The organism is Paraburkholderia sp. UCT31, assembly GCF_014397655.1.
In the GTDB taxonomy this organism is placed as follows: domain Bacteria; phylum Pseudomonadota; class Gammaproteobacteria; order Burkholderiales; family Burkholderiaceae; genus Paraburkholderia; species Paraburkholderia tuberum.
The window spans coordinates 47,175-69,746 of the sequence record NZ_VZQP01000045.1 but is presented as its reverse complement, the minus strand read 5'-3'; the positions used below and the strand labels follow the sequence as shown (position 1 = coordinate 69,746).

The following is a 22,572-nucleotide window of genomic DNA, read 5'->3' as shown; positions in this document are numbered from 1 at the left end:
CGGATCGTCAACAGGTTTTTATCACTCGCTTAACCTGCCCACGCCGCTGAAGCCCACGCCATCAAAGGCTTCCCGCTTCTCCGCACCCCGGCGTCCGGAGCGCGAAAGAGCGGAATTCTAGTCGCCGACATCGGGACTTGCAAGCGATATTTTGACCGCTCGGCGCGCAACCTGCCGCGACCCAAAACACCTCGACTCACGCAGTCGCATGCGCGCGCATCGCCCGTTCGACCACGGCCAGATAATGGTCAATCCCCGGCGTCGCGCGATCCTTCTCTTTCGCGCGATCGTCCCATCGGCGCAAACGCATCGCGTCTTCGGCGTACGGTTTCTGCATAAACGCCTGCGCCTCTTCCCTGCTGAAGACCCCGCCCTGCAATTGCAAGCTGCGCACCGAGTCGGCGGACAGCTGGCCCAAATAGGTGGCGTCGATCGCGCACAGGCAGCGCTTCGCGTCGACGTGCAGACGAATCGGCTCCAGCACCGCATCCGACAACACCGGCCGCAAAAACGGCAAGGCGAAATACTGATGCAGATCGTCGACACCCCGTTCCGTCGGCGTCTCCCCTTGCAGGTTCAGCAGATGGCCGAGGTCGTGCAAGAACGCCGCGGCGACCAGTTCGTCGCTCGCGCCTTCCGCCTCGGCGAGCGCGCCGCTCTGCAACGCGTGCTCGAGCTGCGTCACCGGCTCGCCGCTATACGCGAGGCTGCCGTGTCGCTCGAAGAGCACACGGATATCGTCGAGACTCAATGCCACCTGTTACTCCCAAGGTAATGAAAACGTCTTCAGATTGGTAAAGCTCTTCATCGCTTCCTGAACGCCTTCCTTGTAGCCTAGCCCCGAATCCTTGATGCCGCCGAACGGCGTCAGCTCGATCCGATAGCCTGGCACTTCCCACACGTTGACGGTGCCCACGCGCAGCTCATTAATGAAACGCGTGATCGCGTCCTGCCGGTTCGTACACACGCCCGACGACAGCCCGAACGGTGTTCCGTTGCTGATGCGAATCGCATCGTCGAGCGTGTCGAACGCGATGACCGGCGATACCGGCCCGAAGGTTTCCTCGCGCACGAGCGTCATCGACGGATCGACGTTGTCGAGCACGGTCGGCGCATACAACGCGCCGCGGCGCTAGTTGCCGCGGCGCAGGCGCGCCCCCGCGGCCACCGCCTCATTAGCGGGACCTGGTTCATCGGATGATTGAACGGCGTGATCGCGACGATCACGCCCGCGAGCGGCTCGCGCTGCGAGAACACGCGACGCCTTTTGCCATGCGGCGTCAGATCGCACGAAAAACTCTGACCGTCGTCGCGCAACGCCTCGAACGAGGCAAAGCGGAACACGTCGGCGACGCGGCCGATCTCGTAGCCCGAGTCCTGCTTCGACAGACCTGACTCGAGCGAAATCAGATCCGACGCCGGTTCGATCCGCTCACGCAGCAGCACCGCCGCGCGCTCGAGAATCTGCGAACGCTCGTAGCGCGACAGCGTCGGCCGATACGCGAGCGCGTAGTCGAACGCGGCGCGCACATCGTCGATGCTGGCGAAGTGCACCGTGCCGACGCGCATGCCTGTATAAGGATCGAACACGTCGAGCGTCCGGGCGCGCGTCGCGCGCTCGCCGCTCAGCCGCAGCGCTTCGGCGCGGAACTCAGGATGGTCCCGCGGCGCCGTGTTCACGATGTCGACACGCGATTGAGCGCGACGTCGAAGATATCGAAATTGCGCAGCCGTTTGCCTTCGCTGCCGGTGGCTGATGGCTGAACGCGCCGGTTGAACAGCAGTGGCACTTCCTGCTCGGAAATCCCGCCGTGCGAGCGCAACGGCACGGTGAGCCCGGACAGGTCGTGCTCGTCGCGCCGCGTGCCGAGCACCACATGCTTCGTGCCGATCACGACCAGATCGCCGATGCGATCCTCAGGCAGCCCGAAGCGCGCACACGCGGCGCGTCGATCGAGCACGACTTCGATTCCCGGCAGGCGGCCGATCCGCGCAATCACGGACGCAGCGTCGACCTCGCGCGGCAAATAGACCGTCGCGAACGAACCCAGCGCGCCATGATGCACGACGTACGGATCGGTGATCGGCAGAATCACGCGCGCCGTCGACGCGTCGAGCCAGTCGTCGAGCAAGTCCTGCAGATAGATCACGTTCGGCTCGCCGGTCTGCGGATCGTGCTTCGCGTTCATGCCGTGATCGGCGGTGAGGCCGATCACCCAGCCGAGCGCGTCGAGCTTCGCGAGATAGCCGTCCATCATCGAGTAGAACGCGTTCGCGCCTTCGGTGCCGGGGGCCCATTTGTGCTGGATATAGTCGGTCGTCGACAGATACATGAGGTCGAGCTTGCGTGTCTGCGCGAGCCGCACGCCGGCCGCGAACACGAATTCCGACAACCCCGCGCTATACACGTCGGGCAATGGCAGGCCAACCAGATCGAGCACGTCGTCGATGCCGTTTTCCTCGCGCGTCACCTCGTCGGCTTTCTCCGCCGAAAAGCAGATGCCCTTCAACTGCGAGCCGAGCAGCCCGCGCAGTTTGTCCTTCGCGGTGACGACGGCGACCGCGGCGCCCGCGTCGGCGGCGGCCGCGAGCAGCGTGGGCGCGCGTAGGTAGGCGGGATCGTTCATCATCACCGCCGCGCCCGCGCCGTCGTTCGCGTGGGTGTCCCAGAAGTAGTTGCCGCAGATGCCGTGCACGGACGGCAATACGCCGGTCACGATCGACAGGTTGTTCGGGTTCGTGAACGACGGGATCACGCAGTCGCCGCGAAACGCCGCGCCGCCCTCGAGCATCGAACCGATGAACGGCGCGACGCCGGCCGCGACCGCCGCTTCCAGGTACGCAAACTCGCAGCCGTCGACACAGACGACGACCGTCGGCTGCGAAGGCAGCCGGTAGCTCCGGCCGTTGACTTCGATCGTGCGTTGCTCGGGGTGTGTCATCGCGTGGTTTTCCATTGCCGGGGTTGTCATTGCAAAGTCTTGATCGCCGGGTTGTCTGTTCGTGGGGCGAAGCTGCCGCGGCGTTTGCCGGTACGCTTGCCTCGGCTTCATCGCCGCGCCGTCATCGCCCGCGCGAGCCAGCCGCACCCGCGCCTGCCGGGAGGCGCTGCTCGTGCGCCGCATCGCCCGCCGCCTCGCAGGCCGCATGCGCGCGCTGCAACCCGCCCTGCACATGCGCGCGCATCAACTGCGCGGCCTGCTCCGCATCGCGCGACGCGAGCGCTGTCAGAATCGCGCGATGCTCGGCGAGCGAGCGCGCCATCGCGTCGGCCTGCACGACTAGCGCCGCACGCCGAAACAGGCTCAGCTCGCTGACGAGCCTGCGATACGTGTCGTACAACTTCGTGTTGCCCGCCGCCGCGACCAGCGCACCGTGAAACGCGACGTTCGCGCGCGCATACGCATCGTGATCGTGCGACGCGAGCGCCGCGCGCATCGCGTCGACCCAGTCGCGCAGCACCGCGAGTTTGCCCGCATCGATGCTCGACGCGAGCATCCGGCACGCCCCCTCTTCGAGCACCGCGCGCACCGCGTAAATCTCGTCCGCCTCCGCGAGCGACACCGTCCGCACGAACACGCCGCGATTCTTCTCGGTGCGCACCAGACCCGCCTGCTCTAGCGCGCGAAACGCCTCCCGCACCGGCCCGCGCGACACCTGCAATCGCGCCGCCCAGTCGGCTTCGTTGAGCTTGTCGCCCGGCGCCAGCATGCCGCCGACGATATGCCGCTCGATCTCGTCGCGCACCAGCGTCGTCAGCGAATGGCGGCGCAGGACCTCGATCGGATCGACGGAAGCAGAGTGCATATATTCGGTCATTTGGACAACTTTTGCCACATCTACATCGATGCTGACCGGTTCGCGCGCGTGCTTCAGATCAACGAAATCGCTCGCCGATCACTCGGATCAGTCGGGTCAGTCGGCTCACTCGGGTCAGTCGATCCGGCGCCGCGGAGCGCGCGCCGCGATCAGCAGCAGAGCGACCAGCGAGACCAGCAGCAGAATCAGCGACAGCGCGGAAGCCGGCAGGTAATAGCCGCGTTCCACCTGCCCGACGACGACGATCGGCACCGTCGCGAAGCCTGGCGGATATACGGTCAGCGTCGCGCCGAGTTCGCCGAGCGATAGTGCAAAGCCGAGCGCGAGACTCGCGCGTATCGCCGGCACCAGTTGCGGCAACACGACGCGGCGCAGCACCATCGACGGCGGCGCTCCGAGGCTCGCGGCCGCTTCGCGCAACACGGTCAGCTCCGGGCGCAGCGCGGCGGCCGCGCAGCGGTAGCAGAACGGCAGTACCAGCGCGAGCTGCACGAACACCACGATCGCCGCCGAGCTCGACAGATCGAGCGGCCGTTTGTGATACGCGATCAGCACCGCGAGGCCGAGCACGACGCTCGGCACGCCGTTGGGCATCATCGCGATCGTGTCGATGACGGCGCCGAGGCCGCGCCGGTCGCGTCCTTCGAGCGCGAGCGCGAGCCACAAACCGAGGGTCGTGCCGAGCACCGCGACGCCCATGCCGACTTCGAGGCTGGTGGTCAGCGCGTCGAAGTCGCTCGAACCGAGGCGCTCGAACCAGCGCATGCTGAAGCCGTCGGGCAGGATCGTGCCGGACCAGTGCGACGCGACGCTCGATAGCGCGACGACCAACACCGGCAGCACGAACAGCCAGAAGCACAGCAGCGCGGCAAAGCCGAGAAACAGACCGCCGAGCAGTCGCACCGCGAGGCTGTGCCGCACCGGCCGGCCCTTCTTGTGCATGACCGGCAGCACGGTCGGATCGAGTTCAACCGCCATGACCGGCTCCTTTCACCTTGCGACGATTGACGCGCCGGTACAACGCGTACAACGACAACGACATCAGCAGCATCACGACCGCGCCGGCGGCGGCGGTCGGCAGGTCGAGATCGACGGTGGCGGCGCTGTAGATCGCGACCGGCAGCGTGATCAGATGGGCGCTGCCGAGCACCAGCAGAATGCCGAACTCGTTGAGCGTCAGCAGAAAACACAGGATCGTGCCGGCCGCGATGCCCGGCCACGCGAGCGGCAGGATCACCTTGAACGCGACCATCAGGCCGTTCGCGCCGAGGCTGCGCGCGGCTTCGATCAGTCGCTGGTCGAGCAGCGCGAACGATGCCAACGTCGGACGCACGACGAACGGCGTATAGAACACGACTTCCGCGAGAATCACGCCGCCGATGCCGAACAGAAAATCGAGCGGCGGCGCCTGCAGATTGAACAGCCGCTGCAGCCCGATGCTGACCGAGCCTTGCGAGCCGTACAGAAAGATCAGCGTGAACGCGACCAGAAACGACGGGAACGCGACGAACAGTTCGAGAAAGCGCGTGACCATGCGCGCGCCCGGAAACGGCTTGAAGAACAGCAGCGACGCGAGCGCCACGCCGAGCAGCGACGCCAGGCTCGCGCTCGCGAACAGGATGCCGAGCGTGGTGCCGATCACGCCGCGCGTTTCGGGGTTACCGAAGAACGTTACGTACGCGTGGCCAGACAGGCCATGCGCGCCGGTCAGACTCAGCATCACGAGCCGCACCAGCGGATAGATGACGAGCGGTCCGAGCACCACGACTGCAATGAACAGCAGATGCCATTGCGCGAGGCGCTCGCGCCGCTTGACGGCGGCTGCGTGCGCCGCCGCGCTCGCGAGACGGCGCGCGGCGGCTGCTTCGGCCTCGGCTTGCGCGGCAAGGTCGAGTGGGTTGGACGTATCAGGGCTTGATAAGGACGACATCGCCAGCCTCGTAACGCAGGGAAACACGCGCGCCCTTCTCCGGCGTCATGCCGAGACCACGCTGCAGCGTGACGAGCACGGGGTCGTTCGGCAGCGCATCGAGCACGACCGATACCGACAAGGCCGCGCCGTACCACTCGACCGACGCGATCGCGCCGTGCAACTGCCCCTCTCCGAGCGGCACGATGCGCAGCGCCTCCGGACGCAGACACGCGACACGTTCGCGCTCGTTGTAGCGCGCGTCGTCCATGCCGAACGCGACCTGCGGCGGCAGCAGATTGGCCGCGCCGAGGTAGCGCGCGACGAAGCCGTCGGCCGGCGAGTCGTACAGCTGCTGCGGCGTGCCGAGCTGCGCGACATGGCCATCGCGCATCAGCAGCGTGCGGTCGGACAGCACGAGCGCGTCGTCCTGATCGTGCGTCACGCAGACGATCGTCAGATTCGGCAGACGTTCATGCAGCGCCTTCAGTTCGGAGCGCACCGACGCGCGCAGATTGGCATCGAGCGCCGACAGCGGTTCGTCGAGCAGCAGCACGTCGGGCTCGATCACGAGCGCGCGGGCGAGCGCCACGCGCTGCTGCATGCCGCCCGACAGTTGCGCGGGCATCACGTGACCGGCATCGCCGAGCTGCACGAGCTTCAGCACCTCGGCGACGCGGCGCGCGACGTCGCGCGCCGGAATACGCCGCGCGCGCAACCCGAACGCGACGTTCTCGAATACCGTCAGATGCGGAAACAGCGCGTAGCTCTGGAACAGCAGTCCGAGGTTGCGCTTGTGCGGCGGCATGTGCGTCAGATCGCGGCCGGCCACCGTCAGCGTGCCGGCCAGACCGTCGGCCTCGATGAAGCCCGCGATGAAGCGCAGCAAGGTCGTCTTGCCGCAGCCGCTGCGGCCGAGCACGGTGAGCAACTCGCCGCGCCGGATGGTCAACGACAGATCGTCGAGCACCGTGCGCGCGCCGAAGCGCACCGTCAGGTGATCGATCTGCACGCCGCCCGGCGTGTCCGAACGCGCGGCGTCGAGCGCATCCAGCGGAGCACCGGGCGCAGTGGGGTGAGCGAGACTGACCGTATTCACCGGAGTCGTCCTCCAACAGGATCAATGCTGATGCGGCGCCGCGCATTACGCGCGAAGCGCCGCCTGAATCGACTTACTTCGGCTTGACCACTTCGGTCTCTTTGCCCGACGAACCGATCACGTCGCTCTTCCAGCGCGCGGTCCAGTCGGCCTTCTTCGCCATCACGTGGTTCCAGTCGACCGGAATCAGCTTGACGCCGCTGATCGCCTGCTTGACCGCTTCGCCGTTCTTGCCGGCGAGCGGCACGTCGCTGCGACCCGGAATGCCGAAGATGTCCGGCACCTTCGACTGCACTTGCGTCGACATCAGATAGTCGATCAGCTTCTTGCCCGCGGCCTGGTTCGGACCGTTCTTGATCAGCGCGATCGCGTACGGCAGCTGGAACGTGGTCGGCTGACCGCCTGGCTTGGCGGCGAGGAACACCGGTTTCAGCGACAGGCCGCCGTTGGCCGCGTCGTCGAGATCCATCTGCAGATCGCCGTTGGCGACCGCGATCTCGTTGCGCGACAGCAGCACGTCGAGATAGCCCGTGCCCTTGGTGTGGAACTTGGCGCTCTGCTCGAGCTTCTTCAGATAGTCGAACGCCTGGTCTTCGCCCATCAGCGACGAGGTCAGGATGATCACCGCCATGCCGTCGCCGGCGGTCGCCGGATTCGAATACGCGACCTTGCCGGTGAAGTCCGGGTGCAGCAGGTCCGCGAACGTCTTCGGCTCGGTTTTCGTGACTTCGGGGTTGATCGCGAACGAGAAGTAGTTGTTCACGAAGGTCGCCCACGCGCCGTTCGGCGCCTTCGCGATGGCCGGCACGTTCTTGTAGTTGGCGCTCTGGTACGCCTGCAGCAGGCCGCTCTGGTCGGCCTGCTGAATGAACGGCGGCAGGGTGACGAGCACGTCGGCCTTCGGCTGATCCTTCTCGATGGTCGCGCGGTTCACGACTTCGCCGCTACCCGCCGTGACGATATTGACCTTCACGCCCTCCTTCTTTTCGAAGGCCGGCAGCACATCCTTGTACAGATTTTCGAGGCCGTCGGCCGTGTACAGCACGACGGCGTCGGCCGCATGAGCCTGCATCGCGGCACCGCCGAACGCGGCCGCGGCGACCAGCGCCGGCAGCAGTTTGCGCGCGAGGCCGGCCGCGGCGTGAAGGGAATTCGTCTTTTTCATGTCGCTCTCTCCGAAGCTAAAAACCAGACGGTCGGGATAACCCATACCTGTAGTGATTGAACGGCGGCACGCGCCGCTTGCGTGTTGCCCGCTGCGGTTGCCGCGCCGGTCTGTCGTGGATTGCAGATTGCCGACAACTGTGCCGCTTCTCGCCCAGCCTGACTGACAGCCCCCTACCACACCCGCGCTGCCTGCCGCGCCTGAGCGGGCACGGCAAGAATCACAGGTTTCGATGACAAGGCCATGACGATTGTGCTGAATTCCAAAAAAAGACACAAATTGCCAACTCGGGCCAACCGATGGAATTCGTCGCGCCACCCAAAGGCGGAGCCCCGCGCGCCGATCCCGTGTGGATCGTACATGGCGAAAATGACGATGTATGCACGGTGCGTCGGGAAAATGCGGAGGGGGCGGGTGGCTTTTCTTATTTAGATTTTGGCGGGCGCGGAATGTCGCTCGTCTCAGGCGATCAGAATCTCCGGACCATGCGCGGTGATCGCCGTGCCAAGCGCGCGCTCGGGCGCCAGTTCGGTGACCAGATACCGCGCCGACTCGATCCCGTTGATGCGCACCGGCGTCACGCGTCCGAATTTCGAATGATCGGCGACGACGACCACCATGTCGGCCGCGGCGATCATGCGGCTGCGTACTTCGGCCGCCATGCGGCTGTAGTCGGTGAGATAGCCGTCCGGCGAAATTCCGCCCGCGCCAATGAACGCGAAATCGGCGTGGTACTGCGTGAGCTGCTGAACCGTGTCGAGGCCGAACGTAGCGTCTTCGATATCGGACAGTTCGCCGCCGAGCAGCGTCACGCGATTGTCGTTGCGTCGGCCGAGCAGCAGCGCGATGCGCCAGTCGTTGGTGTAGACCGTCAGCCGATGCCGGTCGAGCAGCGCCCGCGCGACCGACTGCGTGGTACTGCCCGAATCGATGATCAGCGACGCGCCGTCCGGCACGAACTCGGCCGCGCGCTCGCCGATCGCGCGCTTCGCGCCGGCGTTCTCGGCTTCGCGCGTATCGAGATCGGGCTCGCGCCGATCGCTCGACAACGCGCCGCCGTGTGTCGTCACGAGCAGGCCGCGGCCGGCCAGCGCGTTGAGGTCGCGACGGATCGTTTCGCGCGATACGTTCAGTTCGCGCACCAGTTCGGCGACCGACAGCGCGCCGTTCTTTGCGACTTGCGCGAGGATGTATTGATGACGTTGTTCTGCGAGCATCTGAGAAGGCCGGAAGCCGGCACGCTTGGGTTTCGCCGTGGTTGAGGAAGGCCGCCGTATTGTATTACGCGTATTGCGCGTTGTTGGTGCTGGCGTGCAGGTGGCGCTCAGGGTGGCGTGGGGGCGCGTTCATGGCGCGCTCGGCTTGCATCGAGCCGCCCTTGCGCGCGAACACGCCAGCCATCGCGCCGACCTGCTAACCTTGACGGCTGGACTCGCCGGCCATGCGACGAACGCAACGCCGCCGCCCGGCCGAGTCCCGCGCACAACGCCTCGCCCGTCAACCGAACCGCCGATGCCGCCACTGTTTCGCCGTCTACTGCTGCTGTTCCATGCGCTGCGTTACGGCGCGCGCCTGATCTGGCTCGCCGCCCCGCCCGACCACAAGCTGCACTGGATGATCGAACTGATCGGCCGCGTGCATGCGTCGGAGCGCAGCGGCGCGCAGTTGCATGGTCTGCTGCCGGCGCTCGGTCCGCTCGCGAGCCGCTTCGCGCAGACGCTCGCCGGGCGCCCCGAGCTCGCGAGCGGCACGCTGCATGACGCGCTGGACGCCATCGATCACATGGAAGTGCCGCTGTCGCCGGACGACTCCGCGCTGGCTTTGACTCGCGCGTTCGGCCGGCCGTTCGGCGAGCTGTTCAGCGCAGTCGACCTCGTGCCGGTGCGCAGCGGCTTCGCCGAGCAGACCCATTTCGCGCGGCTCGCGATGCCGCTCAAAGGTCATCACGAAGTCGCCGTCAAGCTCGTGCGCGCGCAGCAGTTGCAGCAGATCGGCGATGAACTCGGCCTGTTGCGCTGGGTCGCGCGCTGGCTCGAAAAGCTGTCGCGCGTCGCGCGCCGGCTGCAGTTGCGCGCGCTCGCGCAAACCTTCACCGACGACATCCTGCGCCGCTTCGACCTGCGCGCCGAAGCCGCGAATCTGAGCCAGACCGGCCACCATTTCGACGGCGACAAGCGCATCGTCGTGCCGGACGTGATCTGGGAGCTGTGCACCGACCACACGCTGACGATGCAGCGCATCAACACGCTGCCCGCGAGCGACCTGCCCGGCCTGCACGCGCACGGCATCAAGCTGGCGCCGCTCGCCGCGCATATCGTCGAGGTCGTCACCGAGCAGGCATTCGAGCATGGCTTCTTCCACGCGACGCTCGATGCGCGCCGCGTGCGCGTCAGCATCGAGCCGGACACGCTCGGGCGCCTCGTGCTCGCGGAGTTCTCGATCATGGCGACGCTGTCGAGCGACGAGCGCGAATTTTTCGTGCACGGCGCGACCGCGTTGTTCGACCAGGACTACGGGCGGCTCGCCGACATGCATCGCGAGGCCGGCCACGTGCCGGACGACACGCGCGCCGAGCTGCTCGAAGCCGAGTTGCGCACGCGCGCCGAAGCGCACTTCGCGGCGGCGCCCGAGGATCGCTCGGCGGGTTCGCTGTTTCACCATCTGCTGCACGACGTGCAACCGTTCGACGGCCACGTGCCGGGCGCGCTCGCGACCGCGCAGCGCTCGTTCCAGCAGGCGGAGATGCTCGCGCGGGCGCTGCATCCGGGCATCGATACATGGAACATCGCGCGCGGCGTGCTCGCCGATATCGCGCGACGCGATCTCGATCATCGGGGCTGGCTCAAGCGACTGTCACACGAGCTGCCGCATCTCGCGCATATGCTGCCGCGCGTGCCGCAACTGGCGGTGCGCTATCTGCAGCAGCACGATCGCAGCGGCACCCCGCAGCAGAACGCGCAACTGCTCGCGGATCTCGCGCGCGAATACCGGCGCACGCGCTGGCTGCTGTGGGCATGCGTCGTCTGTGGCGGCGTGCTCGGAGCGGGGATGACGCTGCTCGCGTGGTGACGGTCCCGCGCGCGCCTTGCAGCTTTGAACAAGACGCGCGCCGCCCGTGCCGCCAACATGGCGGCTTTTTCACGCCTCCCGCCTCGATGCTCGCTTCCTTTCTTGCCGCCGTCTTCGTCGTGCTGTGGTCGACCGGTTTCGTGGTCGCCCGCGCGATCACGCCTTATGCCGATCCCAATCTGTTTCTGCTTGCCCGCTTCGGCGGCACCGCGCTGGTCTTCGCGCCGGCCACGCTGGTCGCGCGCGCAGCCTGGCCGACCGGACGCGACTTCGGCAAGCACCTGGCCGCGGGCGCGCTGCTGCAAGGCGTCTATCTCGGCGCCGGCTACTGGGCCGTCGCGCAAGGTCTGAGCGCCGGCGTGATGGCGCTGCTCGGCGCGCTGCAGCCGCTCGCGACGGCCGCCGTCGCCGCGCCGCTGTTCGGCGAGCGCTTGTCGCGGCGCGGCTGGAGCGGCATGGCGCTCGGCCTCGCCGGCGTCGTGCTGGTGCTCGCGCCGAAGCTCGCTGCCGCGACGCCGCCCACGCACGGCAACGCACCCGCGTGGCTGGTCGTGCTGATATCGATCGTCGCGGTGGGGGCGATCACGGCGGGCACGCTGTTTCAGAAGACCTCGCTCGCAAAGGCCGATATTCGCGGCGCGAGCGCCGTGCAGAACGTCGGCGCGGCGATCGTCGCGGGGGTGCTGGCGCTGGCGCTCGGTGAGCATCGCTGGATCGCGTCGCCGACGCTGTGGGCATCGCTCGCGTGGGGCATCGTGATGCTGTCCGGCATCAGCGTCACGTTGCTCGTCTGGATGGTCCGGCGCGGCGATGCGGCGCGCGCGACTGCTCTGCTGTTTCTTGCGCCGCCGCTTGCCGCGCTCGAAGGGTATCTGGGGTTCGGCGAAACGCTGCTGCCAGTGCAGATCGCCGGATTTGCGGTCGCGCTGGCCGGCGTGTTGTTGGCGAGGTCGTGAGGGGCGCCGCGCGCCAGTATTGCCACCAAGCGCCCGTCAGTCGGCCGTATCCGCGCGCGCGGGCATTTTCGCTCGCGCAACCGCGCCCGGTGCTGGCGACCACGCCGGCCGACTCTTGCGCTGCGAATCGACCACGACGATAAAACGCCCCGCCCACGGCATGATCTGCCGGTCGCTTTTCAGCACCCACAGCGATTGGCCGGAATCGACGAGCTGCGCATATGCTGCGTCGAGAATCCCGTAGTGATCGAGAAACGTGTTCAGCGATGCGGGAATCCGCACGCAGCCCTTCGAATGACGAATGCCGAGCAGCGGTTCGAGCCGCTCGGGGTCGGTCGCGTGCATCTGGAAGCGCATCTGCGACATGCCGCCCTTGCCCCAACCGCGTTCACCCTGCGCCCAGCCGAGGTCGAAGATGCGCATATCGCGCCGTCCGTAGCCGCGAATATGGTTTTCGTTCTGCGTGCCCTCGGAGCGGAAATCCATGTTGTCGGGCGTATGTTCGAACACGCCGAGCGGCGTGATGAAGTGGTCGTACTCGCCGGGCCGTCCCGTGGATACCGGCGATGCGCCGATCATCTGCCAGTTGTCGGCGGGCGCCGGGCGGAAGTAAATCAGGAGCGCCTGCACGTTCGCATTGCGATCGACGAGCACCACGTACTCGCCCGACAGATTGCCAAGCTCGTTCTCATTGAGCGCCGTCTCCAGACGGTTGGCGTATGCACGCTGCTCCGCGACGGGCAGTCTGAGCCGGCGCGTCACGTCCCGCGCGAATACGTCGCGCAGCAGGAACGCGCGGCGCGGATCGACGACGCCAGCCGCGTCGGGCGCGGCGATGGTGGCGGCGTCGATCGTGGGCAACGTTCGGCTCGCGCCATTCCGTGCGTTGGCCGGATTGGCCAGACTCACCGTATGCGCCGCTGATGTCGCGGATGCAGGTGACTGAGCGCTACCGGGCGCCGCCGCATGAACCGGCGCCGCCATCGCACCGGCACTCGAGACGACGGCTGCGCAAACCCACGCGCAAATCCTCAGGCGGTTCAATCCAGGCTGGCCAGGCCGATCTGGGTATCTCATCGCGTCTTGGAGCAAACATGATTATTATTGATCGCACGCCGGGTCCCTGCGGCGTTCGGCACGACCGATGTTACTCAGCGAAGCGAGGCGTGTCGATGAAAATACCTTCTAACCTGCGAACTCTTCAAAAATGATCGGCTATTTTTCGACAATCGACATGCCGGCGAAAACGCAATTAATACGCAATTAAATCGGTCATCGGAAAATCAAACCCCAACAGGCGATATACGATTTCGTTCGACGAAAGGTAGACCGAAGACGGCGGCACGTGCCGATACTCACGCCGTTTTTCAACCTGCTTGCAATCTGTTTCAAGCCACTTCAATCGCTTTTTCTCTCGCGAGGACAACAACGATCATGGCTCAATCCGATCCAGCCGCGCGCCAGGCCCGCATCGCGACCGAAATGCACGTCGCCGCCGAATTCGACGCAAGCCGCGAAATCGAGCGCCGGGTCGATTTTCTGGCGAACTATCTGCGCAACAGCCACCTGAGAACTTATGTGCTCGGCATTAGCGGCGGCGTCGATTCGACTACGGCCGGGCGTCTCGCGCAACTCGCGGTCGAGCGTTTGCGGGCGAACCATTACGACGCGCGTTTCGTCGCCGTCCGTCTGCCTTACGGCAAACAACGCGATGAAGCGGATGCGCTCGAGGCATTACGCTTCATTCGCGCCGACGAAAATCTGACTATCGATATCAAACCCGCAGCCGATGCGATGCTCGAGTCGCTCGATAAAAGCGGCGTGTCGTTCAAGGACGAATCCCAGCGGGATTTCGTGCACGGCAATATCAAGGCGCGCCAGCGGATGATCGCGCAATACGCGGTGGCTGGCGCGCGCTCGGGCGTCGTGATCGGAACGGATCACGCGGCCGAATCGGTGATGGGCTTTTTCACGAAGTTCGGCGACGGCGGCGCCGACGTGCTGCCGCTCGCCGGGCTCAGCAAGCGCCGCGTGCGTGCGGTCGCGAATACGCTCGGCGCGCCCGACGCGTTGGCACACAAGGTGCCGACCGCCGACCTCGAGATGCTGCGGCCGCTTCGTCCCGACGAAGACGCGTATGGCATCCCATACGACGCGATCGACGATTTTCTCGAAGGCAAGCCGGTCAGCGATACCGTGCGTGACGTGGTCCTGCAGTTTTACAACGCGACGCGTCACAAGCGGGCGCTGCCGTATACGCCGTTCGATTGGCCGGCGTCGCCGGATGGGCAATGACGCGCCCGCGAACGGCGCTCTCAAACGAATAAAGGCGGTGGACATGCGCGCGTCGTCGCGCCTGTCCACCGCCTTCGAAAACAATAGAGCTTACTGCACCACCCGCGGCGCCTACTGCTCGGGCGGCGGTTCGTCGCTGAACAGATCGGCGCTCGCTTCGAGCGGTTGGCCACCCAGTTGCTTGCCGTGAATCTGCCGCGCGATCACGTCGCCGACATACGGCACGCTCGCGTCGAGTTCGACCGTCGCGTAGGCGCCGGGCTTGCCGGCGTCCACCACCTCGACGTGTTTCGCGTAACGGCCGAGTTCGCGCTTCAGAAATTCCCGCACGTCCTGCTCGCTGCACGATTCGGCGATATTGCGCACGGTCAGGTTCATGCGGCCTACCCTCGCCGCGCCAGGCGGTCCGTCCGTCGGTCAGCGCTTGCGATACGCACCGCTCGCAGCACGGCACGCTGCTTCGTCTGAGTCGCGCCGAGTGCGCGAAGTGCGACCACGCCGGTCGCGCCGGCCAACCCCATAGCGAGCCATGACAAGTAGAAGGCCATCGTTCAAATCTCCTGTGCGAATTGCATCGTGTTGTCAGGATAGCCCGCTTCGACAGCGAACACACTGTGACGCAGTGTCGTAGGCAATGGCGAAACGTCCCCGTCGATGCACTGTACCTGAATCGGTCGCGCCAATTTTGGGGAAACATCGGCTGCCTCGGCACCTTGCATGCTTGGCCAGCCCCGGCCCGGTACGCAGACCTATCGTCGAAGGCAGCGTGCGGGGGACGTGGGCAAAGGCGGACTGATCGCGCCGATCAGTCCGCCGCTTGCACGTTCGCCGCGCTCACCCACCACGCATTCTTACCCTGCGGCAGACGGACCAGCACCGCGGAAGGATCCTCGACGCCGTCATCGGCGATCTGGCATACCGGCAGGCCGTCGGGCAGACGCTTCACTTCGCCAGCGGCCTCGAACAGCGCGATTCGCTGCGCATCCAGCGGGCGCAGTTGCCGATACACGTCGAAGCTGAGCGCCGCGGGCACGTCGCCGCGAATCTCGAGCTCATTGGCGCGCGCGCAATGCGCGGGCGCGACGGCAACCGCGGCGGTGCTGCCGCTCAGGCAGCCGATCGTCAGCGCGACGGCGGCGAGACGGGAATGGGTCATTGTGTTTCTCCGAAAAAAGTGAGGGTAGCGAACCGTGGTTCCGCGAGGCATGCGCAAGCGTGCGGACGCGCGGCGCGCTCAACGCTGGCGGGCATGCGCGTCGCCGCGTCGGCTGTCTTCGCTGTCGACGCCATCGTCGTCGCGAGTCGCGAACTCGAGCCGGCTCACGTCGCAGGACGCCTGGCCAAAGCCCGCATACACCGCCGACCAGTTGCCGACGATCACCGCTTGCGCCTGCGCGAGACTCAGCTTGCCTTCGCAGACGCAACGCTTGAGCAGCGCCGCCGCGCGTGCCTTGCGGCGCTCGCCCTGCGGGCCGGACCACGGCAACAGATCGAGATTGGCCGGCGCATCGGGCGATCCGCCGAGCATGATCGGCACACGCCGGTCGAGCGCGAACGCGGCGACGTCATCCGCATCGATGCCGCGTGCGGCAAGCATGCGATCCTTGTGCGCCATCAGTTCGTCGAACGGCGGCGCGACGGTTTCCGCATAACCGGGGCGGCAAATCGTCTGGCCGATCGACTGCTGGGTCACGCGTTCGTCGAGCACGGCGCTCGGTTGCGCGGCGGCATCTCCGATGCGCAGCGCGAGCAGTGCGCCAACGGTGACGAGCAGCGCACGGTGCGTGATGCGCACGCGCGGACGAAGAACGCGCGTGCGTCCGAGCCGCGGCGCGTTGGCCACGTCATTGCTGCTGGTCGTATCGCGGGAAAGACCGCGCCGATGGGTGTCTGCGATGCCTGCGTTCATTCGTCGGCGCGCCGGCGGCGGCACGCGGTAGTTCAATTCGCAAGGCAATTAAAACACATTCACTATGGATGAGTACAAAAGCCGGACATGAGGGCGCGGCGTTTGCTGGCTCGCGGCAGCCGCCGCGAGCCAGCGCAGACCAACCCAGCGCGACGTCGCGATGAGTGGGGCGCCCCGCCGCCTCTACTTCGCCACCCGCGCCTGCAACGCGCGGATCCGCCCGAGCGCCTGCGCGTTCGACACCGTCTCTTCGTACATCTTTGCGAGGTCGGCTTTCAGCGCGGTGCGCGAACCGCCATCGAGATACACCATATGCCCCGATGGATAGAACCGTGCCGACAGGTTCTGCCGCACCTGCTGACTGACCAGCGGCATCTGCTGCAGATCGAGCACGGTCTGATAGAACGGCGTGACGAAATCGAAAAAGCCATTCGCCGACAGCACCTTGAGGTCGGGATTGAGCGCCATCACGGCGGCAAGGTCGCCGGCCGTGTACAGAATGATGTTGCCTGTCGAGTCGAGACCCTTCTGCGCGCCGGTTGGATCGATATGGCTGAAATCCCAGTACTTGAACGCCTGATCGTTGAGGTCGGTGAACGACGAGTTCGACGTGTACTTCAACTGCTCGTTCAGATAGACGTTCCACATCGTCGTGTAGACGCCGGTGACCGCGGTCATCGTCGGATCGTTGCCGCCGGAGTTCGGGTCGATCTTGCCCGCGATGCCGGTGTCGATCGCCGTTACGCGGCCGTCGTAGGCGCCGAGCGCGAGGCCTTGCGACTTCAGCAACGTGGTCAGGAACAGCGAATTGCCGCGGCTGTCGTAGCCCGCGATGTCGAGGCTCCACGCGAGCAGCGTCGTTTTGTCGATGCCGGTGTATTCGCTGAGCTTTTCGGTGGTCGCGGAATCTGTGGTCGGGAACTTGCGCAGCGCGGCCAGGTAGTCGGTGCGCGCGAACTGCGCGACCTCCTCGGCGAACGCGCCGAGATCGGTCGGCCGCGGCGCGACGCCGAGCTTCTTGTGATACCACGCGTCAGCGGCCGCTGTGGGCAGCGCGCCGACCGGATTGCCCGATTGCGTGTAATCGAGAATCGACGATTGCAGCGTAATGCCGTTCAGATCGACCCCATCCTCGTGCAGCCGGTACGCGAGCACGCAGCTACGCGCCGTGCCGTAGGACTCGCCGAATAGATACTTCGGCGAATTCCAGCGGTTGTTCTTCGTCAGGAAACGCTTGATGAACTGCTTGATCGAATCCGCGTCCTGATCGACGCCCCAGAAGTCGCGATTCTTCTTCGGCGCGATCGCCGCCGAATAGCCGGTGCCGACCGGATTGATGAACACCAGGTCGCTCTTGTCGAGCAGACTGTCCGGATTGTCTTCGAGTGAATAAGGCGCAGGCGGCGTGAACCCCGGCATCGACGTCTTGATGCGGCGCGGCGCGAACGAGCCGAGCAGCACGAATACCGACGACGACCCCGGCCCGCCGTTATAGAAAAACGTGACCGGCCGCGTTTCTTCCTTCTGATTGTCCTGCGTGAACGCGACGTAGAACATCCTCGCCGACGATTGCGAGCTGCTCGGATCGACGATCACCAGATGGCCCGCGGTCGCCGTGTAGTCGATCTTGTGGCCGCCGATCGTCACCGAATGATGCGTGATCGCGGCCGTCTCGACTGTATCGGTAACCGAATCGTCCGGGCCGTTGCCATAGGCGACCGGGTCGAAGAGCGGCTGGTCGCCGGCCTTGTGCGGCGCGCTCGTGGCGGTGGACGCGCCTGCCGAGGCGGTGGCATGCGTGTTGTGCGGCGAATGCTGGCTACCGGAAGCTGATTCTGTATTCGTCATGATCGCTCCAAGGGTTCGTTTTACTTGCCATGCGTCCTCGTTCTTACGTCTCGTTGTTGTGTTATGCGCTGTGTTGCAGACTATAGTGCGCCCGCCACCTTCCCGCCATTGGGGCTGCCCAGTCCCGTGCAGGCATCCCACCCCTTCGACGCCGCGAAGCTGCCGTTGTTGCCCTGCGTGATGTCGTTGCAGACGCCCGGCGCCTTGTACAGCTTAGGGTTGACGAAGCCGGCCGGCTGTCCCTTCGCCGCGTTGATGCGCGCGATCAGCGCCGCCCACAGCGGCGCGACCGCGCTGGTGCCCCCCACCACCGTTTGCATTCCGTCGACCAGCACGTCGTAGCCAGTCAACGGCGAGGCATCGCCCGCGACATCCGGCACGCCGCGCCCGCCGAGCGGCTGGCTGCCGCCGCCCGTCGCCGTGGCCGACAAACCCTGCTGCCACGCCGGCACCGGAAACGCGCTGCTCACGCCGCCGCCGCTGGCCCCGCCCTGCTCGCCGTCGTTCCACACGACCTCGCGCGTGATCGCCGAACCGGACGAGCTCAGGTGCGTGCCGCCGCAGGCGAGCACGTACGGGCTCGACGCCGGGAAGTCGACCGCGTCGCCGCCGCCCGAGCCGTCGCTCGACCCGCTGTCGCCCGAGGCCGCGCAGATGGTCACGCCGAGCGCCGCCGCCGATTGCAGTACGCTGTTGAGCGCCTGCATCGACTGGCTGGTCCACACTGATTCCGGCGCCCCCCAACTGATCGAGATCACCGACGGCTTGTTAGTTGTGTCGTGCACCGCGCGGCTCACCGCGTCGATGAAGCCGGCGTCGCTGTTCTGCGTGAAGTACACGGCGATGGCCGCGCCCGGCACGATTGCGCCGACGATCTCGATGTCGAGCGTGACCTCGCCGTCCGGCCCGTTCGGATCGCCGCTCGGCTTGTTGCCAGCCTGATCGACGCCGACCGGGGTCACGGTCGGCTCGCTTACACCGAGGCTCGAGAAATAGGTCTTGAGGTCCGACGTGTTGTAGCCGCCGCCGAGCTCGATGATGCCGACGCACTGACCGCCGCCGTCGCCTTGCGGAAACTGGTAGAGCGAGGCGAGCTGCGGCGGCGAGTACGACGTCTGCCCGGCGCGCGCCGGCACGAACGTCGGCCGGATGCGAAAGTGCGGACGCGCCTGCGGCCGGTTGTCGAGTCCGAGCACCGCCTCCACGACGCCATGCAGATCGTCCGGCACGCTGATCGTGCCGGTGCGGCCACGGAACTGGCCGGACGCGTGACGCCGGTAGAGCTCGAGCTTGACCTCGAACGCGCTCTGGAATTGCGCGATCGTGCCGCTCAGCAGCACCGAGCGCGCCGCCGGATCCTCGCGCGCGACGGTGAGCCCATGCGCGGCCGCGAACGCGCGGACCTTCGCGATGTCATCGGGCGCGGCGCCGTAGTCCTGGGCGAGCGCCTCGCGCGACAGCGGCTTCACGCTCGCGTCGCCGGCTTCGATGCGTTTCATCAAGGCGTCGAACTGCGCCTGCTGCTGGCGGCGCAGCATCACGAAGACCTCGATCCGCTCGGCGGGATCGCATTGCCCGATGACCGTCGTGCCCTGCGCGACCTTTCGCTCGCTGCCCGGCAATGGATGCTTGGTGACCATGGTATCGACTCTCCTGTTAGCGTGGCTTCGCACGCGGTCATGGACGACCGCGCGGCCCGGCGGCGGCCAGGCACACCACGCGCCTGCATGAAGCGCATCGTGGCGATACGCGGCAGGGTTGTTCAAGAACTTCGTCCACGCGTCCGACCAAAGCATTCGAACACAGTTCCGGCCAGCGCGACAGTCGTCCGCATGGCCAGGGTCTAATGCGCGGCGTGGATGCGACACGCTATGATGCTGGAGCGGCATTCCCGCCGTTTCATTGCCGCGCGCGCCGCCTGCGCGCACGATCGAGAAATCAGAGGAACCCATGTCAATTTCGATGTATCAAGCATCACTGCCTGTGCTGATTCGCGGCCTCACGAACCTGCAGGCCATCCTGGGCAAGGCCGGAGCGCACGCGGCCGCAAAGCAGATCGAACCGTCGGTGTTCACGAATGCCCGGCTCGCGCCGGACATGCTGCCGTTCATGCGCCAGGTGTATATCGCGAGCGATACCGCGAAGGGTTGCGCGGCGCGCCTCGCCGGCGTCGAGCCGCCGAAGTTCGACGACGTCGAGCAGACTTTCGATGAACTGCAGGCCCGTATCCAGAAAACGATCGATTACCTGAAGGAATTCAACGCGGCGCAGATCGACGGTTCGGAAAGCCGCACCATCACGCTGAAAATGCGGACGGGTCCGATCGAGTTCACCGGAGCGTCATATCTGTTCGGTTTCGTGCTGCCGAACTTCTATTTCCACGTGACGACCGCGTATGACATCCTGCGTCATAACGGTGTCGAGCTCGGTAAGCTCGACTATCTGGGCGGGATGCCGCAGTAAACGGAGCAGGCGGGTCGTCGATCGCGCGGCCGCCCTCACGTGTGCAGGCGCGGCTGGAATGCGATCACCGCCATGCCGGCCAGCGTCAGCGCGACGCCTGCCGCGTCTCACAGCGTGGGCCGCACCTCGTCCACGACCCACAGCCACGCAAGCCAGCGCCACGGCAGGTAACGGCCGGGAATCTCGGCGACAGCGGTCACGACATACAGCAGGAAGGTTTGCATCGATGAGCGTGAGAAGGTGGTTGTGTCGCCGCGCGTGCGCGCGGCCGGCTGCGCTATCGGCTTTATTAACACAATCACCTGGCACCGCGGCCTTTGCATCGGCTGTATGCGCACGCGCGACGAATGCAAAAGCCAGCTCCGAGTTTCAATCCAGCGAAAGCCGCAGCGCGAAGCCGATCAACGCAGCCGAGAAGGTCCACCGTTGTACGGTCTGCGCCAAAGGATGGACGCGCATCCAGTTGGCGATGCGCGCAGCGCCGATCGCATACAACGCGTCGAAGCATGCGCCGATCACGAGCAGCACGACACCAAGCTCGATCATCTGCCACGCTACCGGCCCCGCTTCCGGCCGCACGAATTGCGGCAACAGCACCGAGCAGAACAGTAGCGCCTTCGGGTTGAGCAGGTTCGTCAGCAGACCTTTGACGAACGCGGTCCGCAAGGGCCGCACCGCATTGCCCGCATCGCTCGAAGCAGTGGATTCCACTCGCGGCGCGCCGGCCGCTTGCCTGTCGCGCGACCCGGCCGGCAATGCGAACCCGGGCGAGCGGAAGATTTGAATCCCCACCCACGCGAGATAGACGGCGCCGGCATAGCGCACCGCGTCGTACAGCCACGGCGCGTTGCGCAGCAGCGCCGCCATGCCGCACGCCGACAGCGTCACGTGCGTCGCGCGCGATACGCCGAGCCCCACCGCGGCCGCGAAGCCGCTGCGCACGCCGCGCGCGATGCTGGTTTGCAGGATCAGCGCCATGTCCGGCCCAGGCATCGCATAAACGACAATCAATGCCGCCACGTAGACGGCCAGCAGGTGAGCGGAATTCATCGGAGCCTCCTTGTTGTTCGAGGCTCCATGTTGCTATCGGATGCGGAGCGTTTGCTGGCGACTTTCAGTCCTCTGCATTCAAAAAATAGCGGAATGCGCTAATATTTCAACATCTGGCGACGCCTTCCACCACCCTGCAGCCCCCCTCCCAACCATGTCCACGGACGATCTCGACAAAACCGATCGCGCGATTCTCGCCGCGCTGCAAAACGACGGCCGCATGTCGAATGCGCGTCTCGCCGAGATGGTCGGCCTCAGCGAGACGCCTTGCGCGCGGCGTCTGAAACGTCTGGAGAACGATGGTTACATCGACTGCTACCGCGCGGTGCTGTCGCGCGCCGGGCTCGGTCTGGGCGTGATCGCGTTCGTACTCGTGCGCTTCGCGGTGCACGACCGCGTGGTGGCCACGCGCTTCGAGCGCGAGGTGCAGGCGATCCCGCGGATCCTGTCGTGCCACAACGTGTCGGGCAGCGCGGACTACATCCTGCAGATCGTCGCGCGCGACCTCGACGACTACGGCACGTTCATGCGCGACGAACTGCGCGGCCTGCCGGGCGTGACGTCGGTGGAATCGGCGTTATCGTTGCGCGAAGTGAAAGCGTTTGGCGGTCTGCCGCTGTCGTGAGCCCGAACGTGGCATAGTCCCCCCCGTTAGTCCCCTTTTGAAGCGGCACGAGCCGTTCCGACGCAACCCGACGACCCCGGAGTTCTCATGGATCACGACAAGGCGCGAGCCGAAGAAACCGCCGCAATGGAACGCGTGTTGACCGCCACCAAGCGGGTGCAGACCGCGTTCGCGTCGCTGCAATCGCAATTCCCGCCGGCAGGCAGCGGCAAACCCTCGCAATTTGCGTTGCAGACTTTCGACGCCGCGCTGCAGGAACTCGAAGACGCACAAGCCGCGTTCGACGAACTGCTCGGCGATCTGCTCGACGGCAATCGTTGAGCGCTAGCGAGCGTCTGGCCGGCGCCCCGCTCGCCAGCCGCCGC

The 22,572-nt window shown here is 66.0% G+C and carries 21 protein-coding genes and 2 pseudogenes; 6 read left to right on the top strand and 17 right to left on the bottom strand.

Translation table 11 applies throughout. From position 1 onward, the window contains the following. Positions 1-196 precede the first annotated feature (196 nt). The 9 genes and pseudogenes from F6X40_RS30405 to F6X40_RS30365 all read right to left on the bottom strand — a co-directional run bounded on the left by F6X40_RS30405 (position 197) and on the right by F6X40_RS30365 (position 9,209). Entirely contained in the window at positions 197-757 is a 561-nt protein-coding gene (locus tag F6X40_RS30405; RefSeq protein WP_187630374.1) for a phosphonate degradation HD-domain oxygenase, read from the bottom strand. A 3-nt stretch (positions 758-760) separates the two neighbouring features. After that, a pseudogene (locus F6X40_RS30400) lies at positions 761-1,680 on the bottom strand (aldehyde dehydrogenase family protein). After that, a complete protein-coding gene (gene phnA, locus F6X40_RS30395) occupies positions 1,677-2,957 on the bottom strand; it encodes a phosphonoacetate hydrolase (RefSeq protein ID WP_187630379.1) in 1,281 nt (426 codons plus the stop codon). Before phnA ends, F6X40_RS30400 begins: the two are co-directional and overlap by 4 nt. Before the next feature lie 106 nt (positions 2,958-3,063). Beyond that, complete coding sequence (locus tag F6X40_RS30390; RefSeq protein ID WP_184071349.1) at positions 3,064-3,819, bottom strand: phosphonate utilization associated transcriptional regulator; 756 nt, start codon at positions 3,817-3,819, stop codon at positions 3,064-3,066. Positions 3,820-3,933: 114 nt separating this feature from the next. Next, positions 3,934-4,797, bottom strand: a complete 864-nt coding sequence (gene phnV / locus F6X40_RS30385) for a 2-aminoethylphosphonate ABC transport system, membrane component PhnV (RefSeq protein WP_184071351.1) — start codon at positions 4,795-4,797, stop codon at positions 3,934-3,936. Beyond that, positions 4,787-5,749: a 2-aminoethylphosphonate ABC transporter permease subunit gene (locus F6X40_RS30380; RefSeq protein WP_187630373.1), complete on the bottom strand. Its 963-nt coding sequence runs from the start codon at positions 5,747-5,749 to the stop codon at positions 4,787-4,789. Before F6X40_RS30380 ends, phnV begins: the two co-directional genes overlap by 11 nt. Further along, positions 5,727-6,827: a 2-aminoethylphosphonate ABC transport system ATP-binding subunit PhnT gene (phnT, locus tag F6X40_RS30375; RefSeq protein WP_187630372.1), complete on the bottom strand. Its 1,101-nt coding sequence runs from the start codon at positions 6,825-6,827 to the stop codon at positions 5,727-5,729. Before phnT ends, F6X40_RS30380 begins: the two co-directional genes overlap by 23 nt. A 73-nt stretch (positions 6,828-6,900) precedes the next feature. After that, positions 6,901-7,992 (bottom strand): 2-aminoethylphosphonate ABC transporter substrate-binding protein, encoded by a 1,092-nt coding sequence (phnS, locus tag F6X40_RS30370; protein ID WP_187630371.1) that lies wholly within the window; start codon positions 7,990-7,992, stop codon positions 6,901-6,903. Between the two features lie 461 nt (positions 7,993-8,453). Then, positions 8,454-9,209 (bottom strand): DeoR/GlpR family DNA-binding transcription regulator, encoded by a 756-nt coding sequence (locus tag F6X40_RS30365; RefSeq protein ID WP_184068108.1) that lies wholly within the window; start codon positions 9,207-9,209, stop codon positions 8,454-8,456. A gap of 295 nt (positions 9,210-9,504) precedes the next feature. On the opposite strand from F6X40_RS30365, the gene F6X40_RS30360 reads away from it, so the two are divergent. Continuing rightward, positions 9,505-11,061, top strand: coding sequence for an ABC1 kinase family protein (locus F6X40_RS30360; protein WP_187630370.1), 1,557 nt, complete (start codon positions 9,505-9,507; stop codon positions 11,059-11,061). 86 nt (positions 11,062-11,147) lie between these two features. Continuing rightward, a complete protein-coding gene (locus F6X40_RS30355; protein WP_187630369.1) occupies positions 11,148-12,017 on the top strand; it encodes a DMT family transporter in 870 nt (289 codons plus the stop codon). Positions 12,018-12,053: 36 nt separating this feature from the next. On the opposite strand, the gene F6X40_RS30350 is transcribed toward F6X40_RS30355, so the two are convergent. After that, positions 12,054-13,001 (bottom strand): L,D-transpeptidase, encoded by a 948-nt coding sequence (locus F6X40_RS30350; RefSeq protein WP_187630368.1) that lies wholly within the window; start codon positions 12,999-13,001, stop codon positions 12,054-12,056. A gap of 450 nt (positions 13,002-13,451) precedes the next feature. Between F6X40_RS30350 and nadE the strand changes: the two genes are divergently transcribed. Next, positions 13,452-14,312, top strand: a complete 861-nt coding sequence (gene nadE, locus F6X40_RS30345) for an ammonia-dependent NAD(+) synthetase (RefSeq protein WP_187630367.1) — start codon at positions 13,452-13,454, stop codon at positions 14,310-14,312. Positions 14,313-14,423: 111 nt separating this feature from the next. Here nadE and F6X40_RS30340 read toward each other — a convergent pair whose 3' ends face one another. The 5 genes from F6X40_RS30340 to F6X40_RS30320 form a co-directional block, all read right to left on the bottom strand. Beyond that, positions 14,424-14,690 carry an RNA recognition motif domain-containing protein gene (locus tag F6X40_RS30340; RefSeq protein ID WP_184036671.1) on the bottom strand — a complete coding sequence of 89 codons (267 nt, stop codon included), beginning with the start codon at positions 14,688-14,690 and terminating at the stop codon, positions 14,424-14,426. A gap of 427 nt (positions 14,691-15,117) precedes the next feature. Next, positions 15,118-15,468 (bottom strand): hypothetical protein, encoded by a 351-nt coding sequence (locus F6X40_RS30335; RefSeq protein WP_184071367.1) that lies wholly within the window; start codon positions 15,466-15,468, stop codon positions 15,118-15,120. Between the two features lie 78 nt (positions 15,469-15,546). Then, the gene (locus F6X40_RS30330) at positions 15,547-16,221 is read right to left on the bottom strand and encodes a hypothetical protein (RefSeq protein ID WP_187630366.1); all 675 of its coding nucleotides are present in this window, start codon (positions 16,219-16,221) and stop codon (positions 15,547-15,549) included. A gap of 183 nt (positions 16,222-16,404) precedes the next feature. Next, on the bottom strand, positions 16,405-18,069 hold the full coding sequence (locus F6X40_RS30325; protein ID WP_184071369.1) for a S10 family peptidase: 1,665 nt from the start codon (positions 18,067-18,069) through the stop codon (positions 16,405-16,407). Positions 18,070-18,149: 80 nt separating this feature from the next. Next, positions 18,150-19,709, bottom strand: coding sequence for a protease pro-enzyme activation domain-containing protein (locus F6X40_RS30320; RefSeq protein WP_187630365.1), 1,560 nt, complete (start codon positions 19,707-19,709; stop codon positions 18,150-18,152). A 310-nt stretch (positions 19,710-20,019) separates the two neighbouring features. On the opposite strand from F6X40_RS30320, the gene F6X40_RS30315 reads away from it, so the two are divergent. Then, the gene (locus F6X40_RS30315) at positions 20,020-20,532 is read left to right on the top strand and encodes a DUF1993 family protein (RefSeq protein WP_184071373.1); all 513 of its coding nucleotides are present in this window, start codon (positions 20,020-20,022) and stop codon (positions 20,530-20,532) included. A gap of 35 nt (positions 20,533-20,567) precedes the next feature. Here the strand turns inward: F6X40_RS30315 and F6X40_RS30310 are convergent. Continuing rightward, positions 20,568-20,756: pseudogene (locus F6X40_RS30310) on the bottom strand (hypothetical protein). A gap of 145 nt (positions 20,757-20,901) precedes the next feature. Next, complete coding sequence (locus F6X40_RS30305) at positions 20,902-21,582, bottom strand: LysE family translocator (RefSeq protein ID WP_187630364.1); 681 nt, start codon at positions 21,580-21,582, stop codon at positions 20,902-20,904. Positions 21,583-21,736: 154 nt separating this feature from the next. On the opposite strand from F6X40_RS30305, the gene F6X40_RS30300 reads away from it, so the two are divergent. Together F6X40_RS30300 and F6X40_RS30295 are read left to right on the top strand one after the other, a co-directional pair. Further along, complete coding sequence (locus F6X40_RS30300; RefSeq protein WP_184071377.1) at positions 21,737-22,207, top strand: Lrp/AsnC family transcriptional regulator; 471 nt, start codon at positions 21,737-21,739, stop codon at positions 22,205-22,207. An 87-nt stretch (positions 22,208-22,294) separates the two neighbouring features. Continuing rightward, complete coding sequence (locus F6X40_RS30295) at positions 22,295-22,528, top strand: hypothetical protein (RefSeq protein WP_013091435.1); 234 nt, start codon at positions 22,295-22,297, stop codon at positions 22,526-22,528. The last annotated feature ends 44 nt before the right edge of the window (positions 22,529-22,572 follow it).